Below are 20,781 nucleotides of genomic sequence, written 5' to 3' on the forward strand. Positions count from 1 at the left end.
ATTTGTGTGTGTGTGTTTTGGCAGGGGTAAAACCCTGCCATTTATCCATAAGCCTATTGGCAAAACGAGTACGTTTATGGATAAATGTAGAAAACAGTCATAATTCCATTTAAGCAGTGTTGTTTCATGAATCATTCATCTAATACATCTCAAAAACAGCGTATTGTCATCGTAGGTGGCGGCACCGCTGGCTGGCTTACTGCCGCCATAGTCGCGGCTAAACATAAGGTAGCAATGGGTGAATGTGGCTTAGATATTACTTTGGTCGAATCCAGTGATATTCCTACTGTCGGCGTAGGTGAAGGAACGTGGCCAACCATGCGCAACACGCTGAAAGACATTGGCCTGTCTGAAAAGGAAGTATTTAGACGCTGCAGCGCTGCATTCAAGCAGGGCGGTAAGTTTGTAAATTGGGTAAACGGCGACGGCGACTTTTATTACCACCCGTTTACCGTTCCGCTAGGTTATGGTCGCGTAGAAATGGCCCCCTATGTAGGCGATATTGCAAATTTTGCCAACGCCACTAACTTTCAGCAGCACGTGTGTGAGCGCAATATGGCGCCTCGCACGCTCAGCGAACAAGAATACAGCAGCGCACAGTCGAACTATGCGTATCATTTAGATGCTGGCGCATTTGCTGACATGTTACGAGACTTCAGCAAAACGGAGCTAGGCGTTAAACACATTGTCGCCACGGTAGAAAGCGTAGCCGCAACATCAAACGAACATATCGAAAGCGTTACGCTTAACAACGGCATGGTTTTACATGCCGATTTATTTGTCGACTGTTCTGGTTTTCGCTCACTACTGCTTGGCGAAACCCTAGGTGAAAGCGTTATTTCCACAGACGACGTGCTATTTAATAACTCTGCCCTTGCCCTTCATGTACCCCACGATGAAGACTTCGAAATAAAGCCCTATACCCAAGCAACAGCACAAGAAGCAGGCTGGATTTGGGATATTGGTTTATCTTCAAGAAGAGGTGTAGGTCATGTTTATTCCACCGATTTTACTACCGACGAACGCGCCGAAGAAGTATTGCGTGAGTACGTCGGTGACAAGCACGGTGATTTGAAAGCGCGCACAATTCGCTTTAACTCTGGTTATAAGAAGCGTATTTGGAAAGGAAACTGTATCGCAGTCGGTCTTTCCGCAGGGTTTGTAGAGCCATTAGAGGCAACAGCCCTCATGCTTATTGAGATTTCAGCACGTTATATTGCAGAGCAAATGCCGCTGCCCGCCTCGGCTATGCCTATAGTCAGCCAGCGCTTTAACAAACAAATGAACTATCGCTGGCAGCGCATTATCGACTTCTTGAAACTTCATTATATTTTTAATCAACGCAGTGAACCTTACTGGGTTGCCAACCGCGACGCGTCTTCTATCCCCGACTCTTTGAAAGAAGATTTGGAAATTTGGAAGTATCGCGGCCCACAAATTGCTGATTTTTCAGCGGCAATAGAGTTATTCCCTGCCGCCAGCTATCAGTACGTACTATATGGAATGGGATTTTCTCCAGACTTTTCTTTGCAATCTCATTTCTACAACGAACGTGACCTAGCTGATAAAGTAATTCAACAAAATCAGCTAATCACGCAGCAAAAACTAAGCAGCTTACCTAATCACCGCGACTACATTGAGCAGTGGTTGGCAAGCTAACGAGAATTATAATATGCCAACATTTGAAACCTTATCGGCTGATACCCACAGCGCTCTTACTATTGATGAGAGCAAGCTTGCTAGTACTTATTCGAAATTTCACCTTCTCAACATTGAGATAAAAGAAGCCGTTCAAGCATCTAGCGACTTCCCTCTGTTTTTCAGCAAATCTACTGATGCACAGTATTGGACAATTTCGGCCCTGTGCGGCCTAGCTCCTCAAGAGAACGTATTTGAAACGCAAGGCACGTGGCTAGGTCACTATGCACCGCTTAGCCTTCGCACATTGCCTTTTATCGTACGATTGGGAAATGATGCTCAACAGCAAGAAGTTTTAGTTGATGTCGACTCGCCAGCTGTTTCTTCTCAAAACGGTGAAGCGCTCTTTTTACCTTCAAAGCGCCCTACTGCGTACTTAGATAATAAAAAGAAATTGATGGATGAGCGCGTTACCGCCATGCAGCAAACCGCTGTAATGATGAATCAAATTAGCGAGATGGGACTCATTCATACTGTCGACTTGATTATAGAGTACAAAGACAACACAAATCAGCGCGTAGGCGGGCTAGCTACGGTGAATGAACAACGCTTGCAAAACCTTACGGGTGAAGAACTGGCTAGTTTGAATCAAAAGGGCCTGCTCAACGTGCTTTTCAATATTCTTGGTTCTATTTTGCAAGTGAACCGCGTTATTCGTCTTCATAACACTAAATTCCCTGATCGCGCTGTAAACAACATTAAGTTCGAAACCAGCAAGTCATAACTTTCCTTTAGGAGTAAAACATGTTTTCCAGCACTATTCAGGTGTCTGTTTTTGTCTTTGTGACTGCTTTAATCGGTTTTCTTACCTATTTAAGTTGCCGCGGACAAAATAGAAATGCTCAAAACCAAAACCGCGAATACTTTCTTGCAGGCGGAGGTCTAGCTTGGTATTTCGTTGCAGGTAGTATCACGCTCACCAACCTAAGTACTGACCAGCTAGTAGGTATGAACGGTAACCAAATGGCCTTGTTAGCACTATGGGAGCTAGCAGCCGTTGTAGGCCTTTTCGTACTGGCAAAAGTATTTCTGCCTGTGTATTACAAGTTCAAGTGTACAACGACAACAGAACTTCTAGAGCAGCGCTATCACGACAAGCACATACGCGCAGTTATTAGTGCGCTCTTCTTCGCAGGCAGTGCTTTAATTTTCTGCCCAGCGGTAATCTATTCGGGTTCTTTGTTTATGCAGTCAATGTTTAACGTTGAGCTGCCGCTGATGTACATTGCAGTTATCTTCGTTATCGTTGGTGCTCTATACGCTATCTTCGGAGGCCTTCGCGCAGTAGCGGTGTCTGATACCTACTCAGGCGTGCTGCTTTTAACCATGGCCGTACTGGTGGTTATTTTAGCGCTTCAAGCCATCGACTATAACTTTGACGGCATTCCGCAAGAGCGTCTTACGTTAATTGGCGATGATGAGTCTCCAATCCCTTGGCACACCTTGCTTACCGGTATGATTTTCATCCAAATGTTTTACTGGGGTACTAACCAAGTTATTACTCAGCGCGCGATGGCGGCACCTTCTTTGAAAGAAGCGCAAAAAGGCGTATTCGCTGCGGCCGGTATCCGCTTGCTAATTGTACCTGCCATTATTGTTATTCCAGGTATCGTTTCATACAAACTATTTGGTGATATTGGTGATAGTGCTTACGGAAAAATTGTTGCAACGGTATTGCCTGATTGGCTTTCTGGCGTATTCGCTGCGGCTATGGCGGCTGCGGTGTTAACCACGTTTAACAGTAATTTGAACTCTGCTACTGCGCTATATGTTTGTGATATCCACGAAAGCTATATCAACAAAACACCTAACGTACCTAAGTTAAGCGGCTACGTTACGGTCTTATTGTGTTTAGTATCGCTTGCGCTAATCCCCGTATACCAACAAGCTGATAGTATTATTAACCTAGTTCAAAAGCTGTACGGTCTATTAAGCATGCCTATTCTTTCGGTATTCATCGTAGGCTTACTGTTTAGAAACGTGCATGCATTCGCAGCCATTGGTGCAGTGTTGTTCGGCGTTTCAATTTACGCATTAATGAGCTTTGAAGCTTCACCTCTGTATGCACCATTTGGCCTTCATTACATCCACCTAATGTTCGCAACGCTTATTGGCTGTGTCGCCTTTGCTCTTATTGTGAACCGCTTGGTGTTTAACCAAAAGGCAGATTTTTCGTTAGAGCTTTATAAGAAAGAAGCCTAACAAATTAGTTACATGTCGAAAAAGGATGTCTTTTGACATCCTTTTTTGTTTTTAACAATTAATATCGTCTATATTTTACAACTATTGGTCAGACTTCATTTCCTTCGCAATGCAGACTACCATTGAAAGTTAAACGTTTACCCTAAAATTGTAGAATAGGTATAGTGAACGTGATTTAATATGCGAAATTATGCCGTAAGAAGTCACTACTTACGTTGTAAAAAAGTTGTATCACCACCTAATTTACGTTTTATTAACGCTGAGGTTTTTATGTCGTCACTTTCTCAATTCGTACGCCTGTCGAACGAAAAAGTCACCTTAATATTCGACTGTCAGGGTCGTATGCCAAAAGTCATTTACTATGGTGCGCCATTAAGTGACAGCACAACGCCTGAAATGCTTAGCGTTTTAAATACACGCCAAGAAGCTAAGTGTGCGCCAGTAATAGAGCCACCCATTACATTAGTGCCTACACATGGTGAAGGATGGACAGGACAGCCAGGCCTTGAAGTTTCCGGCGATGCTGACCAATGGTCAGCAGGCTTTAACTTAGTAGAGATAAATCAAGACGATCAATCGGTTGCCTTCATTGCTGAAGATGCACATCGCGGTATGCGCCTTATTACAAGTGTAGAGCTTGATACCGCGACCAGCGTTGTAAAATATGTTTCTCGTGTAGAAAACACCGGCAGCAGTGCGCTGAACCTCAATTACCTGAATGCCGCTAGCCTTCCACTTCCTACAACGGTTAGTAAAATCAAAACATTCGAAGGTCGTTGGTCTGCTGAATTCCAAACCAAAGATCACGACTTATTCTTTGGCAGCTACGTTCGTGAAAATCGTCGCGGTAAAACGTCTCACGACACTTTTCCTGGTTTGATTGCATTTCCTGAAGGGACAGGGGAACTTAACGGTGAGTGCTTTGGTTACCACCTTGGCGCTTCAGCGAACCATAAACTTCGCGCTGAACTCATGGCTGATGGCAGAAGCTACGTACAGTTTGGTGAGTTGTTATTTCCAGGTGAAGTTGTACTTAATGCTGGCGAAAGCTATACATCACCAGTGCTTTACACCGGCTATGGCTGTGAAGGTTTTTCTTCCCTGTCGCAACAGTTCCATAACTTCATTCGCAGCAATGTGCTAAACCACAGCGCTGAATCAAAGCCTCGCCCAGTGCACTACAACACCTGGGAAGGAATTTACTTCGATCACAACGAAGACGAACTTAAAGCCTTGGCTGACAAGGTAGCACCCCTAGGTATTGAGCGCTTTGTATTAGATGATGGTTGGTTTAAAGGCCGCAGGAACGACAAAGCTGGGCTTGGTGACTGGTTTGTAGATGAAGCCATCTACCCTGAAGGACTAGACGGGTTGATTGACCATGTTACTGGTCTTGGCATGGAATTCGGTATTTGGTTTGAGCCAGAAATGGTTAACCCAGATAGCGACTTATATCGCGCACACCCTGAGTGGGCGCTGCAAACCGAGAATAACCCTCACGTTCCTTTCAGAAATCAGTACGTATTGGATTTAACCAACCCTGAAGTGGTTGAGTACCTGTATAAGGTGATTACTGATGTACTAAAAGCCTATCCCAAAATTAGCTACATCAAATGGGACATGAACCGCGATGTAAACCATCCGGGTAACCTTCAAGGCAAACCAGCAATGCACGGCCAAATGGCAGCGCTTTACGGTTTAATTGACCGCGTAAAAGCAGCTAAGCCAGGCATCGAAATAGAAAGCTGTTGTTCAGGTGGCGGACGTGTAGATTTAGGCATATTGCCACACACAGATCGCTTCTGGACATCAGACTCTAACGACGCACTAGACCGCTTATACATTCAGCGCGGCTGCTCTTACTTCTTCCCATCTGAAGTCATGGGCGCCCACGTAGGTCCGCGTGACTGCCATATTACTGGCCGTAACCTACCTATTGAAATTCGTTCAGCAGTAGCCTTGTTTGGCCATATGGGTATAGAAATGGACCCACGTGAACTGACAGGCCACGAGCAAAGCGTGCTAACAGACGCAATTTCGCTTTATAAGAAATATCGTCATATTACCCACGGCGGCGACCTATTCCGCATGGATGATGACGGCATGAATGTGAAATTTGGTTATGTGTCGAAAGACAAGCAGGAAGGTATTTTTGCATATAACAGTGTTACAGAAACCGTACGCACTACGCCGAATCGTTTCTACTTTGCAGGGCTTGATGCTAACAAGCAATACACCATTGAGCGTGTATGGCCTGAAAAGCTGAAAGAATACACTCCTTCAATTTTGCAGCAAACTGAAGGACAAGTGTTCTCTGGCGAAGTCTTGATGAAATACGGTATGCAGCTGCCGGTACTCTTCCCACAAACAGCGCTGATTTATACTGTTAAAGCCCTGTAGTTTTCTAAACGCTATGGCTTTCTGAGCGCTATGGCCTTCTAAGCGCAGCCGAAAGAAAATACGAGTAAGCGAGCTACGCGGTATTACACCGCCGCTCGCTTTTTTAGTGCCTTTTTAATTTTCTTAAGTGTTTTAGCAAAGCGTTCATCGCTGTCTTCTTTTATCGTCTCAACAAGGTTTTGCGCTTCATTCACTTTGTCTGCGTTAAGAAGAAGTTCGGCTAGGCGCAGCTGGGCCCAATTAGCTCCTGGTAAGCCTTCAGTATCAATGGTCGTAACTTGGTAGTCTTCCAAATAGCTTTTTAGCGCGTCAATACCTGAAGTTGTGTACTCGCCACTTTCAACAGCAACTTGCCCTAAGCGATACTTTCCATACATAAGATTGGCTTTACGCTTTTGATACGTATCCCAAGCCTCAGTATCCGCTTTCGAAGCTGCAGTCACATCAGTATCTGATAACGGTAACAAAGTATCGTAAGATGCAGCGTACTGCTCATTACCTAAATAGAAACTACCTAGCTCAACCCTAGCGCGAATGTGGGTGCTGTCATCTTCAATTAAAGAGGCAAAGATCGCCTCTGCTTCTGCCTGTTTATCTTTTTCCAAATAAACTTTAGCTAAAGCAAACTGACCTTCGGTAGCATCTAGTTTTGAAATAGTTTGCGCAAGTTTCGTGGCCTCATCCAAATCGCCACCAGCAATAGAAGGAGCCATTAAGTAAAACTGCATTAGGGCTTGGTAAACAGCAACCTCTTTTGGGGCAATTTCCACTGCTTTTTCTAAACTCTTTTTTGCTTTTTTCGCATAGCCTAGGGCTGAAAATATACTACTTGAGGCTTGGGCTCCCATTACGCTGGCGTGTGTATGATAAGCCTTATAGTTATCACTGTAATCCTGAACAAACTGCTCTGCTGCCTCCTCGGCATCATCTAAATCTAGGTTCATCAGGGCAGAAATAAGCATGTTGTGTTGTTCTGGCGATTTGCCTTCAACGGCTTCGAGGGATTCTACAACATAATTATAGTCGCCTTGTTTGAAGTAGGCCTTTAGCGTTTCTATGTCATCGGCACTTGCTGTAGCAACGTTTTGTGCTGCCGCATAGCTTTGGGTAACGGTTATGGAAGGCATTAACAAAATAGAACACGCACATAGTGCTGACACAGTAGATTTACGCATTTTCACTTCCTTATGGTTTAGTTTATGGGTAGCCCGAAATGCCGCTTTAAAGCGCTTTTTACTATCAATGATTGATAGAAGCAGTCTTACAATACGCCACTATGCGTAAAGTTAGAAAATAAATATGTAACAAAATTAAAAAAGGATGCCGAAGCACCCTTTTCAAACTTTTATTTACCGTCCATCTCTAGACCCAATGCCCATCGGTCGTCGAAGCCCTTCCAAGGCTCTGGCTTCTTACCGTCTACGGGTACTTGGGCACTACTGCCACTCACGTTCAGGTATTCACAATCATCTTTTAAACCTTTCACATGACAGTTCATTAGCGCTAACGCAAAGTGCTCGTTGATGGCATTTAACTTTTGTACTTCCCACGCAGGTTCAATGTAGCTACCCAAATCAAACTCGCTACCATAGGCTTCTTTAGGTGCTGGATGTGGCGCTACGTTATGACGCGCATTTTTAACCGTAAGTAGCTTAGAGCCTTCACTGCCGGTATTTTCGAATAACCACTTGATACCTTCGTAACCAGAAATATCGTCGTTATCACCTGCCACATAAAGAACCGGTACCTTGATATTGTTAAGTGATTCAACGTCAAAGAGCTGATGTTGCCCGCCCCATGGGGCAAGCGCTAGCGCTGCTTTCCAAGCTGGTAGCACATCCTTGCTACTTTCTTCGCCACCGGCGCAAGTATTTAGTGCGTCTTTAATAAGGGCTGCCACTTTAGGGTCTTGTGTACCGGTAAAGGTTGCTGCTGTTTGATCGTTAAATGCATAGCAACCACCGACTGTACTTACCGCACCATAGCCACCCATGGAGTAACCAATCACCCCTGCTTTGCTTGCATCAACGTTCGCTTTAAAAAAGTCATGCTCGCTAATACTATTTAGGGTAAAAACCTGATCGCGAGAGCGATTAAGTAGCGTGCTTGGAAAACCTGAATACGGATTTTCCGCAAAGTTAACGTCTTTGTTTGTTGAGTCTGTATGGTCGATTGCTGCTACTACATAGCCGTGAGACGCTAGGTGTTCACCTAAATAATACATAAGCGTGCGATAGCCGGTATAGCCGTGAGATATAACCACCACCGGGTAATCAGATTCTGCTTTAGCAATAGGCGCATCGCGACTTGCATCACCTTCAATTTCAAATACTTGACCACTTCGTGTTTCATTCACATATGTTGCCGTCTCGGCTGCACTAGAAGCTGGATACCAAACCTCTAGCGTCAATTTGCGCTCGACATCATTTCCAGCAATATCTTTCACTTTTTCAGGATACGTGGCTTCAATCGTTTTTACGCCAACTGTATGTGTACCTTTTTCACTTAGCGACGGCATCACGTCGGTAGGAAAAGGCTTATACAGCGTTTGTGCAGCTGATACTGTGGGTGAAACGATGGTGGTGGCTGAAACCAAAGCGATGGTACTAGCAAGTAGGGATAACGTTTTCATGGTGATAGGCATTTTTCTAATTAGTTAATAAAATAATACCTTGCTGCGGATACGGCACAACCTCAAGACTATTGTTATTGATGATTTAGAAATATAAGAGGAAATAATTAGGCGAGTTTAGCTCAAAAAAAGAGCCGCTATAAGCGGCTCTTTTTATACTTTTCAACATTCTTGATTTTGTCTTTGATTAAAACGGAATATCGTCGTCAAAGTCAAAATCTGGCTCAGCCATTGGTGGGTTCTTAGGCTGACCTTGGTTACCACCTTGAGGCGCTTGATTATAGCCGCCACCTTGGTTTTGATTGTAACCACCTTGTTGACCACCGCCTTGCTGTTGCGCTTGGTTATAGCCGCCCTGCGCTGGTGCTTGGTTGTAACCACCTTGGTTGTTTTGAGGACGCTGATAACCACCGTTACCGCCGCCACCTTCACCGCCACGACCACCAAGCATTTGCATTTGGTCTACGATAATTTCAGTAGTGTACCTATCCTGACCTTGCTGATCTTGCCACTTGCGCGTTTGCAATTTACCTTCAACGTAAATCTGCGAGCCCTTTTTCAGGTACTCTCCGGCAATTTCTGCTAAGCGACGATACATTGTAAGGCGGTGCCACTCAGTGCGCTCTTGAACCTGACCTTGTTGGTCTTTCCAGCTTTCGCTAGTTGCTAGGCTTAAGTTCGCAACGGCGTTTCCGTTAGGCATGTATCTAACTTCAGGATCATTGCCAAGGTTTCCAACAAGAATAACCTTATTAACGCCTTTCGTTGCCATTGATGTCTCCTGTAACGTTTTTAGTGGCTTGCTGTATAACTCTTCTTAGTAAGACATCAGCAAGCGCGAAAGTTCATCGAATATTAGCCGGTTAGTATATCGTATTTTATGAGGGAAAATTGAAATTTTTCGCCTCACGTTTACTTCACTAACTGCAACACGTTCTAGAACTTAACAAAATTTATTGTCAGCGTCTTCTGAACTTTCGCGTTGTTTTGAGCAGAGCTTAGTTACGGCGTTACTATTAGAAACACCCTCTTGTACTTGCTACCACCACGTAATATAAAACGCTGCCGTCAAAATCACTACAGCGATTGAAGCTACGTTAAAACCACTTGTGGTTTTGAACTGCACTTCTTTTATATCAACCGCGTTTTCGCTAACGCCCTTTTTCTCCAGAAGTGAAACAACTACAGCCAGAGCAACACACAGTAGGAACACGAGCCCTACACGGTCAATAAACGGTAGTTCTGGCCAGAACTGTCTAAATACAATGCTTAATAAAAATGAACCTAACGCGGCAAGCAGGCCACCGTTTGCCGTGGTTTTCTTCCAGAACATACCTAATACGAAGAGCGCACAAATGCCAGGCGTAAAGAAACCGGTAAACTCTTGAATGTATTGGAATGCTTGGTCGAAATTACCTAATAACGGTTTAGCTACCACCATAGCAATAATTAGCGCGACCAGGCTTACGATTCGCCCTACTTTTACATAGTGCTGCTGTGACTCGTTCGGGCGCTTATCTTTATAAAGGTCCATAGTAAAAATAGTGGACACGCTGTTTGTCATTGAGGCTAGTGATGACACAATTGCCGCCACAAGCGCGGCGAAGATAATACCTTTAAGGCCAACAGGCATTAGCGTCATCAAGCTTGGATAAGCTTGGTCAGGCTTAGCTAGGTCAGGCACAATTAGTACCGCAGCTATGCCAGGCAACACCACAATTAACGGCATAAGTAACTTAAGGAATGCCGCAAACGCGATACCTTTTTGGGCTTCTTGCACGCTCTTTGCCGCCAACGTACGCTGAATAATGTACTGGTTAAAGCCCCAGTACGACAGGTTCATTATCCACATACCGCCAACCAGTACAGAAATGCCCGGCAAGTCCATATAGTGCGGGTTGTCTTTTGACAAAATCATGTCGAATTTTTCAGGTAGTTTATTGGTTAAATCGACAAACCCCTGAATAACACCGTTTCCATCACTGATTAGGTTTAACGCGGTATACGACAGGAACAGCCCGCCAATGACTAACAGCACCACTTGAATAATGTCGGTTAACGCTACCGCTTTTAGGCCGCCATAAAGTGAATAGGCTAGCGAGAAAAGACCTAAAAACATCATACCGTAAACCATATCTACACCGGCAATAGTGTTAATAGCCAGAGCACCCAACCACAGCACAGCAGTAAGGTTTACGAATACATAAACGCCTAACCAGAATATTGCCATTACTTTGCGCACGCGATGATCGTATCGCTGCTCTAAGAATTGAGGCATGGTGTAAATTTTATGCTTTAAAAAGATAGGTAAAAAGAACTTACCCACAATAAGCAGTGTAATGGCAGCCATCCACTCATAAGACGCAATGGCAAGCCCTAGCTGGTAGCCTGAGCCAGACATACCAATGATCTGTTCGGCAGAAATATTGGCGGCAATTAACGATGCGCCAATTGCCCACCATGGCAAGCTTGAGCCCGCTAGAAAGTAATCGTTAGTGTCTTTTTGGTGACCCTGCTTTTCGCGCGAAACCCACCACGCAATTCCGATAAGCGCGACGACGTATACCACGAACAACGTGATATCTATTGATGCTAATTTCATAGTTTTTCCCAAAGTTCTTATTTTGGGTGCGGCGATTGTTATGCAGGGTACACAGGTGAAAAATTGTTTTTATTATTTTATTGGTTGTTGCCACACCAGTGTCACGTTTTTTACAACGCGTTTTTCGCATTCTACGATAACTGTCAACCGGTCAGAAAGTCACCGATAAACGCATCGTGTTATTGCGGGTAGTATTAGTATCACACTTTGTTGATCTTTTTTAACAAGAAACATGCAATTTTGTAAAAAAAAAGCCGCTACCTATGGGAGCGGCTCAAGGGACACAAACAATTCTAACGATAAGGATTGTTTAGAAAAGGGAGAGGTTTTCGTTTCTAATCCTTGTTTTCATTCATGCGAACTTAAGCAAATGCGCCTTGTGTTGCGGTGCACACGTAGATGTCTGCATGGTAGCCAGTTTCGTCAAAGTATTTGTCTGCTACTACTTGCTTCACAGCATCAACTTTGTCTGTAGGGGCAAGCGCTACTACGCAGCCGCCAAAACCACCGCCCGTCATACGGACACCGCCAGATTTGCCAAGCACTTCACCGATAATCTCAACCAAATAATCAATTGGGCGTACGGTAATTTCGAAATCATCACGCATAGAAACGTGAGACTGGGCCATAGCGTCACTTACCGTTTCAATATCACCAGACTTTAACGCTTGGCTTGCGGCCAACGTACGCGCGTTTTCAGTAATGATATGCTTTGCTCGGCGATAAACCACTTCAGGCATGTGTGCTTTGGCTTCTTCTAGCATCTCCATGGTTGCTTCGCGCAACGATGAAACACCCAGTAGCGATGCACCTTGCTCGCACTGCTGACGACGCAAGTTATACTCGCTGTCTACCAAGCCACGTTTCACATTCGAGTTGATAATCACGATTTGATGCGAGTCAGGAAGCGGTGAATGTTCGATGGCTAACGACTGACAATCAAGCAGCATTGCCATACCTTCGTTACCCATGGCTGAGATTAACTGATCCATGATGCCGCACGAACAGCCTACGAAAGTGTTTTCTGCTTTTTGACCTAATAGCGCAGCTTGTACACCATCAAGAGGCAATTCATACAATGCGCTTAGGGCTTTCAGTATTGCCACTTCAAAAGACGCTGAAGAGCTTAAACCGGCGCCTTGTGGAACATTACCCGTTACCAACAAATTTGCGCCGCCAAAATCTGGCATCGCCTCTTTTAGCACTTTCACTACGCCGCGAACATAGTTTGCCCAACCTTGTTCCTCGTCGTAATTAATGTCTGACAATGAGAACTGATTCTGCTGATTTTCGTAGTCCATCGCAGTAACCAGAATGTCATTATCGTCGCGCTTCGTTGCCGCAACCCAAGTACCAAAGTTGATAGCAGCCGGAAAGACGAACCCTTCGTTATAATCGGTGTGCTCACCAATGATGTTCACTCGACCAGGGGCGTGTGCTATTAACGTAGGCTCGTTGCCATAATGCGCTTCAAATTTAGAAGAAAGTACTTGGTTATCCATTGGTATTCTCACGTTGCTTGTAGTGCACCGTAGGCAGTGCTTTTAATCTGTCTGCCGCCTGTTCAGGGGTCAAATCTCGTTGTGCTTCGGCCATCATTTCGTATCCAACCATAAACTTGCGAACACTTGCTGAGCGCAATAGCGGCGGGAAGAAATGTGCATGAAGTGTCCACTCAGGATGGTCTTCATTATCAAATGGCGCACTGTGCCAACCCATTGAATATGGGAAAGACGTTTCAAATAAATTGTCGTATTTAGCTGTTATCTCACCAATGATTTTCGCAAGTGAAAGAGATTGCGAATCAGATAGCTTATGCAAAGATTGAACATCAAAACGTGGCAGTAATAACGTTTCAAATGGCCATGCAGCCCAATATGGCACCACAACCACCCAATCATCGTTTTGGCATACTACGCGCTCTTGCTTAATAACTTCTTGCTCAGCGTAATCCAACAACATAGGTGCGTTGTTTTCACCAAAGTACTGCTTCAGCTGTACTAATTTTTTTGCTGGGTCTGTGGGAATGTGCTGCTGCGCCCATACCTGACCATGCGGGTGAGGGTTAGAACACCCCATCATTGAGCCTTTGTTTTCAAACACCTGTACCCAACAATAGCTTTCACCTAGTTCAGCGGTTTGTTCTTTCCACGTGTTAACCACATCTACCCGTTCTTCGTCAGTAAGCTCAGGAAGTGTTTTACTGTGATCTGGAGAAAAACAGATAACGCGACTACAGCCTTGCTCTGTTTCAAATTGGAACAGACCTTTTTTCTCACTGGCTTGCTCAGTATCTTGCTTGAGCGCAGCAAAATCGTTTTGAAAAACGAAAGTGCCTTTGTAGTCTGGATTTACCTCGCCATTTACCCGAGTGTTAGTCGGGCACAGATAACAAGTAGGGTCGTAAGATGGCTTTTGTTCGTTATTCGGCTCTTCAGAAGCCCCCTGCCAAGGACGCTTAGCACGGTGTGGTGATACAAGCACCCACTCTCCCAACAACGGGTTATAACGGCGATGCGGATCATTGGTTGGGTCGAAAGGGGTTCCCATAATCACTCTCTCTGCATTAGTCAGTTACGCTGAGAAGCGCAACGTCAAATAGGGTTAAACGTTTACCCTAGTAATAATATAGCAAGATATACTGTTTATCAATTAACTAACAAAGAAAATTAATTGTTAAATTAATAACAATTAATTTTCTTTTAGCACTTCAGTGCGTTCACTCAGCGCTGAATTTATAACGAATCGTTTCTTCGTAAGTGTTACCCGGGTTTAGGAAACAATTCGGAAACGACGGTTTATTCGGGGCGTCGGGAAAATGCTGGGGTTCTAAACATAGAGCTCCTAGCTGATTACTGTCTTTTAAACTTCCCGTATAAAATTGCAGCCCCGGCAAGCTAGTAAATAACTCCATGGTCAAGCCAGTATCAGGCGCTTTCACAGTTGCTTGCGGACTATTTTCATGCGCAGGCTGAAGTACATAGTTATGGTCGTAGCCACCTACTCGGTCAAACAATGGATGTGAATTGTCTTGTTCAGCCCTTTCCTTTATTGCACGAAATGAAGTGAAATCAAAAGGTGTATCAGCGACATCAACTAAATCACCAGTTGGTAGCAGAGTACTATCTGCATCCGTCACCTTTTTTGCATCGATATGTAGCAGTGTACTACCCACTTTCTCATCGTTACTTAGTGTAAAGTAAGCATGCTGTGTAAAACTAAGGGGCGTTTCCTTATCTGTCGTTGCTTTGACTACAAGGGTTAACTCATTTTGCTGATTAAGCGTATAACACGCCTCAACACTAACATTTCCTGGAAAACCACCTTCGCCGTCTGGGCTTGATAAGGTGAATGTTACACTGGCACTCTCGGGGGATTCTTGGGTACTAGCTTGCCACAATTTTTTGTGAAAGCCGGCATGCCCTCCGTGAAGATTATGCTCTCCCCCGTTTTTATCTAACGTGTACTGCTGGCCATTTAAAGTAAATGTGCCATTCCCTATTCTATTAGCATAGCGCCCTACAATTGCACCGCGATAGCTAGGGTCATCGATATAGCCCTGCAACGTATCAAAAGTTTGAACACAGCTAATCAACTCGCCCTTCGCGTTGGGAAAATAGAGTTCCTTGATAATTCCACCATAGTTGAGCAAGGTAACTGACATCCCGTTGTCATTACTCAAAGTAAAAGCACTAACAGCTTTGCCGCTTACTTCACCAAATGTCGATACGTTGATTTTCATAACAATTATTTTACCTTTTCGGGTGCTCGATTAATTAATCTCGGGCAATTTTTCTTGCTCGCCTGCAAAGTTTTAGAATCGGTAGAGCGCTCAGAATTGCTAAAAGGTTATACGTTTTCCGTTCTTTTTGACAGGGGTTTGGCGAGGAACTGCGTATGGTAAAACCACTTTATAGTTTTATCTATTGCTTGAGATGTGCCGCCATAGCACAGAAAGAGAGAATTTTACCTTTTTATGTAAATATAATGTACGCTATGCCAATCAGACCCCAAGGTCTTCAATGCATTAAAAAACAAAGTTAAAGAGAAAATGGCAACAATAAAAGATATAGCCCAAGCCGCTGGCGTTTCGTTAGCCACAGTATCTAGGGTTATCAATAACGGCCCAAAAGTAGGCAACGATACTCGACAACGCGTTAAAAAAATCATGGAAGAAATGGGCTACCGTCCTAACGCAAATGCACGGGCTCTCGTAACTAAACGCAGTTCCTCATTGGGTGTGGTTATTGCTGAACTCCACGATCCATTTTTCGCAATGTTAGCCCATGGTGTTGAATCCATAACGCGCAAAAATAACGTTCAAATACTATTAAGTGCGGGGTCAATTGAAAAAGAGACAGAGTTGCGCGCCATCGAAACCTTGTTAGAGCACCGTGTTGAAGCCATGGTTGTTCACAGCAAAGCTCTTGATGATAAGACGTTGATTGGCTTTGCTAACCAAGTACCAGGCTTTGTTCTAATTAACCGATACATCCCAGAAATCGCGAACCGCTGCGTATGGCTTGATAACGTGACCGGTGGCCGCCTTATGGCGGAATATGCAATCAACCAAGGGCATGAAAATGTAGCGGTAATAAGCAGCCAATACCGTATTGATGATCCGAATCATCGTCTCGAAGGAATCAGAAACGCCATCGATAGCGCAAAGCTTAGCTTACCTGAAAGCATGATTGAATACGCCACGCCTGATCAAGAAGGTGGAGAATTGGCAATGCAGAACCTGCTTGCCACAGGCGCTAAATTTACCGCTGTCTTGGCTTATAACGATGCGATGGCATCAGGTGCAATGACCATGTTACAAGATCATGGTATTTCGGTGCCTGAGCAAGTATCTGTAATGGGATATGACGATGTATTACTCGCTAAATATTGTCGCCCTAAATTAACTACGCTGCGTTATCCTGTAGAAATGATGGCAGCGAAGGCTGCTGAACTAGCATTGAAGTACGCATCGGGAAGTAAACCAGAAGATGGCTTAACCTTTAAATATACACCCACGGTTGTTAAGCGAGATTCCGTGGTACGAGTGTAGTCTTCGCTTATCTCGTAGTTGACGATAGTAACAAGTACCCGCCTGCGGCGGGTATTTTATTTATACTGTAATGAGCCAATTTGATGAGTGATTAATCGTAATTAGCCGCATCCTTGTGCTACCGTGTTCTAAAAATTTCATGACATGAAACTATTGACAAAAATACGCGCTTGATCGTTATGCTCCAAACTTTTATCCCCAATAGAGAAAATTGCCTGATCCTGCACCAGGTTATGATCGAAAAACAGTAGGATCAGCAACAATGGCTCTACAGCGCTTGATTTAACTGACATTTCGTGATCCGACCAGAAAGCGCTTACGAGATCGTGATCTGTTGTTTTATATGGCTATTAACAGACTTACCAACAAGGTTTTCCACTATTTATCCACAGCAGGTAAGATTGGCTTATTGAGTGAATCTCGCTAAAAATTGTTTGTACTGTTCAATGGCATAGTCACTTTTTAACGTTGCGTTGTGTGTAGCTCCAGGAATGACGGAAATGTATTTCTCACTACTAGATGCATCTTCTAATAACTGCTGACTGATAGGATAAGGCGTTATCTTGTCTTCCTCTCCGACGACTAACCACAGTGGACCTTCATAGTGACGAAGAATAGGCGCGATTTGCATGCTATGAACTTCATCGTGAAGTTTCATATTAGTAAATGAATTAGAAAAACCTGGCACCATGTTGGCGATAAGGTCTGAAATATTATTGAAAGCCCCGTCTAATACCAAAGCATCTATTGATCTATTAGCAGCAACATAGCTTGCGAAATAACTCCCTATGCCTCGCCCGTGAACAATAGTGGGAATTGAAGCATCAAATGCACTTTCGACATAATCAAATTGAGTTAACGCGTCTTGCTTGATAGCGTTAATGCTTAGGCTCTTCGCTTTATCGCTAGCCCCTACTCCCTGATAATCAAGCCACAATATATTAGCAGGCAGCTTACCCAGTCTATGAATAACACTATTATTTTCACTTACCGGCATACGATTGTCCGCGAAGAAAACAATGTTAACAATAGGGTCAGGGTATGAAACGGCAACACCTCTTAGGGTTAATCCGGCTTCATTTTTAACTTCAACACGGGTTATGCCCGCTGAAGTTTTATCTTTTTGAATAGCAGCGTGCAGCTTTGTAGTATCAAGAGGCTTTTGCTGTGTGTCTTGATAAAAAAAGGCCGAAGGGGAAACGTTAATTGCACACCCTATTAATGAAACACTTGCAAGTACACTGATTACTGCGTTTTTAAAGGTCATCATTTAAGAACTGTCCGTGTTGATTGAAAGTAGGGAAATTTATAATAAACCTATAAGTTATCGTTAGTTGCGTAGCTGAACAAATCTTATACTCTGCTACGCTAAACAGACTGTAACAGTTTGCAACAGTTGTTAGGTTTATTCACGTTACAAATTTTCTTATACTTGAGTCTATATTACTGCCATAAGCTTTCCATAAGAAAAATTAAAATAATGAAAAATAGAGCATTTTTCTCACCCCGCATTGTGCCATCAGCACGCATGTTTGTTGCCTGCTGCACTCTACTTTTGCTCGCTGCTTGTGAGTCTACGCAATCCGAATTCGATTCTTCACTAATACCCGAGTCGCAAAAGGCCGATTATCGACTGACAATGTCTAAAGCGAAGGCTTGCCCGGTTAATTTAGCGGAGCTTATCGATACTCGATCCAGCAAAGATTTGTTAGTGGGGAGCAGTAACGTCACTGAAGATGCTCTTTATACGCTGCTGCAGCAAAGCCTAGAGCAAATGAATGTAAGCCCTGACATTGATGCAAGTAATAGCGTGAAAGTTGGGCTTAATCGCGCTTTCGTAAAAAGCTTGGGAAGTAATTTGGTTGCTACAGTTGTACTTAATGTTAGATACAAACCTGACTATGCTGAGGAGTATTCACCCGTTACTGTTTTTAGAGGCAAAAGCATGAGCGTGAATGTCAGTGAAGAAAAGAGCAATCAAATTGCTATCGATGCTATGAAAACCGCCATTGAAGATGCCACCAAACGTATAAAGTCGTCACTTTTACATAACTGTGGCGATGCGCTAAGTGAACTAGAGGCAGTATAAGCTGAAAAATTATAATAGTAGGCGCTAAGCTTTAAAGCTTATGCGAATTAGATTTAATAGATAAGCCGCCTGTTATCGACCATAAAGCACGCCATGCCGCCGTCAAGGGCCGCTCTTCTACCCATGTCTGTATCTTCAAACACCACACAATGCTGCGGTTCTACACCCATTAATTCTGCCGCACGCACAAAGGTTTCAGGGTGAGGTTTACCTTTAGTCACATCATCTGCCGTTACCAGCGCAGATAATTGTTCTAATAAACCATGTTCGTTTAATACCCATTGTGCATGTTGCCTTTCTGAGCCTGTCCCCACTGCAATGGGCATACTTCCCTTATAGTGATTAAACACATCCAGAGTATCTTGAATAAGCCTTGGCACATGATTTAGCCCTTCAAAGGCCTGTTTTTTATATGACGCAACCTGCACAGGATCATGGCTTTTGCCATACTTAGCATTCATAAGATGCACTGTTTCGAAGGTAGGAACTCCACCTAAACTATGTTGATAGTCAGGGTCAAAGGGGTAGTCGAACGCGTCGCAGGTCAACTGCCAGGCATCAATATGCGCCCCCATAGAATCGACCAAGGTGCCATCCATGTCAAAAATAATAGCTTTATAACGGCTTAGGTCAATCATGGTGCTCACTTCCTTTTTAAAAGATTGGGGGATACTAACTTATCTTGGTATTTAACGTACTGCCTCCATTATGCTGACAGTACGTCTCGCGCTTTTACCGCGTCAAAGTCACGGTCCACCTTAAGATATACCGCATTATTTTGACCGTTTAATGTTACTTCCAGCACACCTGGCACCAACATTAATTCTGACTCGATTGCGGAGGCTTTTGAATTATCAAACTCTGCGTTCATCATCACACGCTTTACTCGGCTCACTTCCTTCACGCCATAAATAATGAAAAGCCAAAGCAGAGTACTGGCAGCGCCGATGCCATACGCTAGTCCTTGCGACCAAATATCGGTAACGAAACCTGATATTACACCACCTAAAAACGCGCCAAAAAACTGAAAACTAGCGTAAAGCCCCATGGCCGTTCCTTTTTGTCCGGCAGGAGCAATGCTCGACACCAATGCAGGAAAATTCGCTTCTAAATAATTAAAGCCGGTAAAGAAAAGAACCACTGCTGCGGTAACCCACCACCAGCTATGGTCTTCTAAACTCAACGCCAAAAACGCGCCGCCCATAAGTACTACACCGGTTACAAGAAGTGATTTTGGGGTACGGCCTCTTGCTGCGCCCATCATTATGATTAGACCAACAATTGACGCACCTAATACGGGTAGATACACCGTCCAATGACTATCTAGCGTCATATCAAAGTTCAGTAGCGTAACGGGCAGTTGGACAAACAGCAGCGTAATCAGCATGTGCAGAATCATTACGCTGACATTTAAACGCCACAACTGTGAAGAGAAGATTAAGCGCTTTAGCTGATCTTTTTGCGGAAGTGTATCGCCACTACTAAGTTGCACACCGTTAGGCACCACCCACTTGACCAATGGCATACATAAAATGGCCAGAATACCTGTAACGCCAAACACGCCCGCAAGCCCGTAGCTGTTCGCAATAAGTGGCCCTAAAATAACGGCTAAATAAAATGAAAAGCCAATAGCAATACCTATAATAGCTAGCACTTTAGCACGCTGACTTTCTCGGCTGACATCGGTAGCAAGCGCCATTATCGCACCTGCAATAGCCCCAGCGCCTTGAAGAATACGCCCAACAATCATCATAGCCATGCTGTCGGCGTTGGCTGCCACAAAGCTTCCTAAAGCAAATACAGCAAGCCCCAGCAAAATAACGGGTTTACGCCCCCATTTGTCAGACATCATGCCCATAGGAATTTGCAGCGCAGCCTGGGTTAGGCCATATCCACCCACGGCAAGCCCCACCAATAGCGGTGAGTAATCCGGGTAGTCCATCGCGGCCACAGCCAATACAGGCATAACCATGAACAACCCCATCATGCGTAATACGTAAACGGAGGCGAGTGCAAGCGCGGCGCGTAATTCCAAAGCGTTCAAAGCGTCTGTTTCCCTCAATAAATAAAATCAAAAAAACATAAAAGCGCGCAGAGAACACTTG

General features: G+C 44.2%; 16 protein-coding genes. 6 read left to right on the plus strand and 10 right to left on the minus strand.

Features of this window, described 5'->3' with window-relative positions; all coding sequences use genetic code 11:
- The first annotated feature begins 126 nt into the window (after window positions 1–126).
- The 4 genes from ACYX4N_RS00460 (at window position 127) to ACYX4N_RS00475 (ending at window position 6,300) form a co-directional block, all read left to right on the plus strand.
- Window positions 127–1,659 (plus strand): tryptophan halogenase family protein, encoded by a 1,533-nt coding sequence (locus tag ACYX4N_RS00460; protein WP_476055249.1) that lies wholly within the window; start codon window positions 127–129, stop codon window positions 1,657–1,659.
- Between the two features lie 13 nt (window positions 1,660–1,672).
- Window positions 1,673–2,422, plus strand: coding sequence for a SapC family protein (locus tag ACYX4N_RS00465; RefSeq protein WP_476055250.1), 750 nt, complete (start codon window positions 1,673–1,675; stop codon window positions 2,420–2,422).
- A gap of 20 nt (window positions 2,423–2,442) precedes the next feature.
- Window positions 2,443–3,900, plus strand: coding sequence for an SLC5 family protein (locus tag ACYX4N_RS00470; protein ID WP_476055251.1), 1,458 nt, complete (start codon window positions 2,443–2,445; stop codon window positions 3,898–3,900).
- 270 nt (window positions 3,901–4,170) lie between these two features.
- Window positions 4,171–6,300: an alpha-galactosidase gene (locus ACYX4N_RS00475; protein WP_476055252.1), complete on the plus strand. Its 2,130-nt coding sequence runs from the start codon at window positions 4,171–4,173 to the stop codon at window positions 6,298–6,300.
- An 83-nt stretch (window positions 6,301–6,383) separates the two neighbouring features.
- Here the strand turns inward: ACYX4N_RS00475 and ACYX4N_RS00480 are convergent, their stop codons facing one another.
- The 7 genes from ACYX4N_RS00480 to ACYX4N_RS00510 form a co-directional block, all read right to left on the minus strand.
- On the minus strand, window positions 6,384–7,475 hold the full coding sequence (locus tag ACYX4N_RS00480; protein ID WP_476055253.1) for a tetratricopeptide repeat protein: 1,092 nt from the start codon (window positions 7,473–7,475) through the stop codon (window positions 6,384–6,386).
- Window positions 7,476–7,645: 170 nt separating this feature from the next.
- Window positions 7,646–8,932 (minus strand): alpha/beta hydrolase family protein, encoded by a 1,287-nt coding sequence (locus ACYX4N_RS00485; RefSeq protein WP_476055254.1) that lies wholly within the window; start codon window positions 8,930–8,932, stop codon window positions 7,646–7,648.
- A 187-nt stretch (window positions 8,933–9,119) separates the two neighbouring features.
- A complete protein-coding gene (locus tag ACYX4N_RS00490; RefSeq protein WP_179982031.1) occupies window positions 9,120–9,704 on the minus strand; it encodes a single-stranded DNA-binding protein in 585 nt (194 codons plus the stop codon).
- A gap of 267 nt (window positions 9,705–9,971) precedes the next feature.
- The gene (locus ACYX4N_RS00495; protein ID WP_476055255.1) at window positions 9,972–11,534 is read right to left on the minus strand and encodes a sodium/sugar symporter; all 1,563 of its coding nucleotides are present in this window, start codon (window positions 11,532–11,534) and stop codon (window positions 9,972–9,974) included.
- A gap of 362 nt (window positions 11,535–11,896) precedes the next feature.
- On the minus strand, window positions 11,897–13,036 hold the full coding sequence (gene galK, locus ACYX4N_RS00500) for a galactokinase (protein WP_025256943.1): 1,140 nt from the start codon (window positions 13,034–13,036) through the stop codon (window positions 11,897–11,899).
- Window positions 13,029–14,084: a UDP-glucose--hexose-1-phosphate uridylyltransferase gene (locus ACYX4N_RS00505; RefSeq protein WP_474857310.1), complete on the minus strand. Its 1,056-nt coding sequence runs from the start codon at window positions 14,082–14,084 to the stop codon at window positions 13,029–13,031. Before ACYX4N_RS00505 ends, galK begins: the two co-directional genes overlap by 8 nt.
- A 169-nt stretch (window positions 14,085–14,253) precedes the next feature.
- Complete coding sequence (locus ACYX4N_RS00510) at window positions 14,254–15,276, minus strand: aldose epimerase family protein (RefSeq protein ID WP_476055256.1); 1,023 nt, start codon at window positions 15,274–15,276, stop codon at window positions 14,254–14,256.
- 309 nt (window positions 15,277–15,585) lie between these two features.
- Between ACYX4N_RS00510 and ACYX4N_RS00515 the strand changes: the two genes are divergently transcribed.
- On the plus strand, window positions 15,586–16,587 hold the full coding sequence (locus ACYX4N_RS00515) for a LacI family DNA-binding transcriptional regulator (RefSeq protein WP_476055257.1): 1,002 nt from the start codon (window positions 15,586–15,588) through the stop codon (window positions 16,585–16,587).
- A gap of 406 nt (window positions 16,588–16,993) precedes the next feature.
- On the opposite strand, the gene ACYX4N_RS00520 is transcribed toward ACYX4N_RS00515, so the two are convergent.
- Window positions 16,994–17,857 (minus strand): alpha/beta hydrolase family protein, encoded by an 864-nt coding sequence (locus tag ACYX4N_RS00520; protein ID WP_476055258.1) that lies wholly within the window; start codon window positions 17,855–17,857, stop codon window positions 16,994–16,996.
- Window positions 17,858–18,067: 210 nt separating this feature from the next.
- Between ACYX4N_RS00520 and ACYX4N_RS00525 the strand changes: the two genes are divergently transcribed.
- Window positions 18,068–18,676 (plus strand): hypothetical protein, encoded by a 609-nt coding sequence (locus ACYX4N_RS00525; RefSeq protein WP_474802869.1) that lies wholly within the window; start codon window positions 18,068–18,070, stop codon window positions 18,674–18,676.
- 53 nt (window positions 18,677–18,729) lie between these two features.
- On the opposite strand, the gene ACYX4N_RS00530 is transcribed toward ACYX4N_RS00525, so the two are convergent.
- Together ACYX4N_RS00530 and ACYX4N_RS00535 are read right to left on the minus strand one after the other, a co-directional pair.
- Window positions 18,730–19,314, minus strand: a complete 585-nt coding sequence (locus tag ACYX4N_RS00530) for an HAD family hydrolase (RefSeq protein ID WP_476055259.1) — start codon at window positions 19,312–19,314, stop codon at window positions 18,730–18,732.
- 68 nt (window positions 19,315–19,382) lie between these two features.
- Window positions 19,383–20,720 carry an MFS transporter gene (locus ACYX4N_RS00535; protein WP_476055260.1) on the minus strand — a complete coding sequence of 446 codons (1,338 nt, stop codon included), beginning with the start codon at window positions 20,718–20,720 and terminating at the stop codon, window positions 19,383–19,385.
- Between the last annotated feature and the right edge of the window lie 61 nt (window positions 20,721–20,781).

The organism is Alteromonas sp. ABH4_452, from assembly GCF_056311825.1.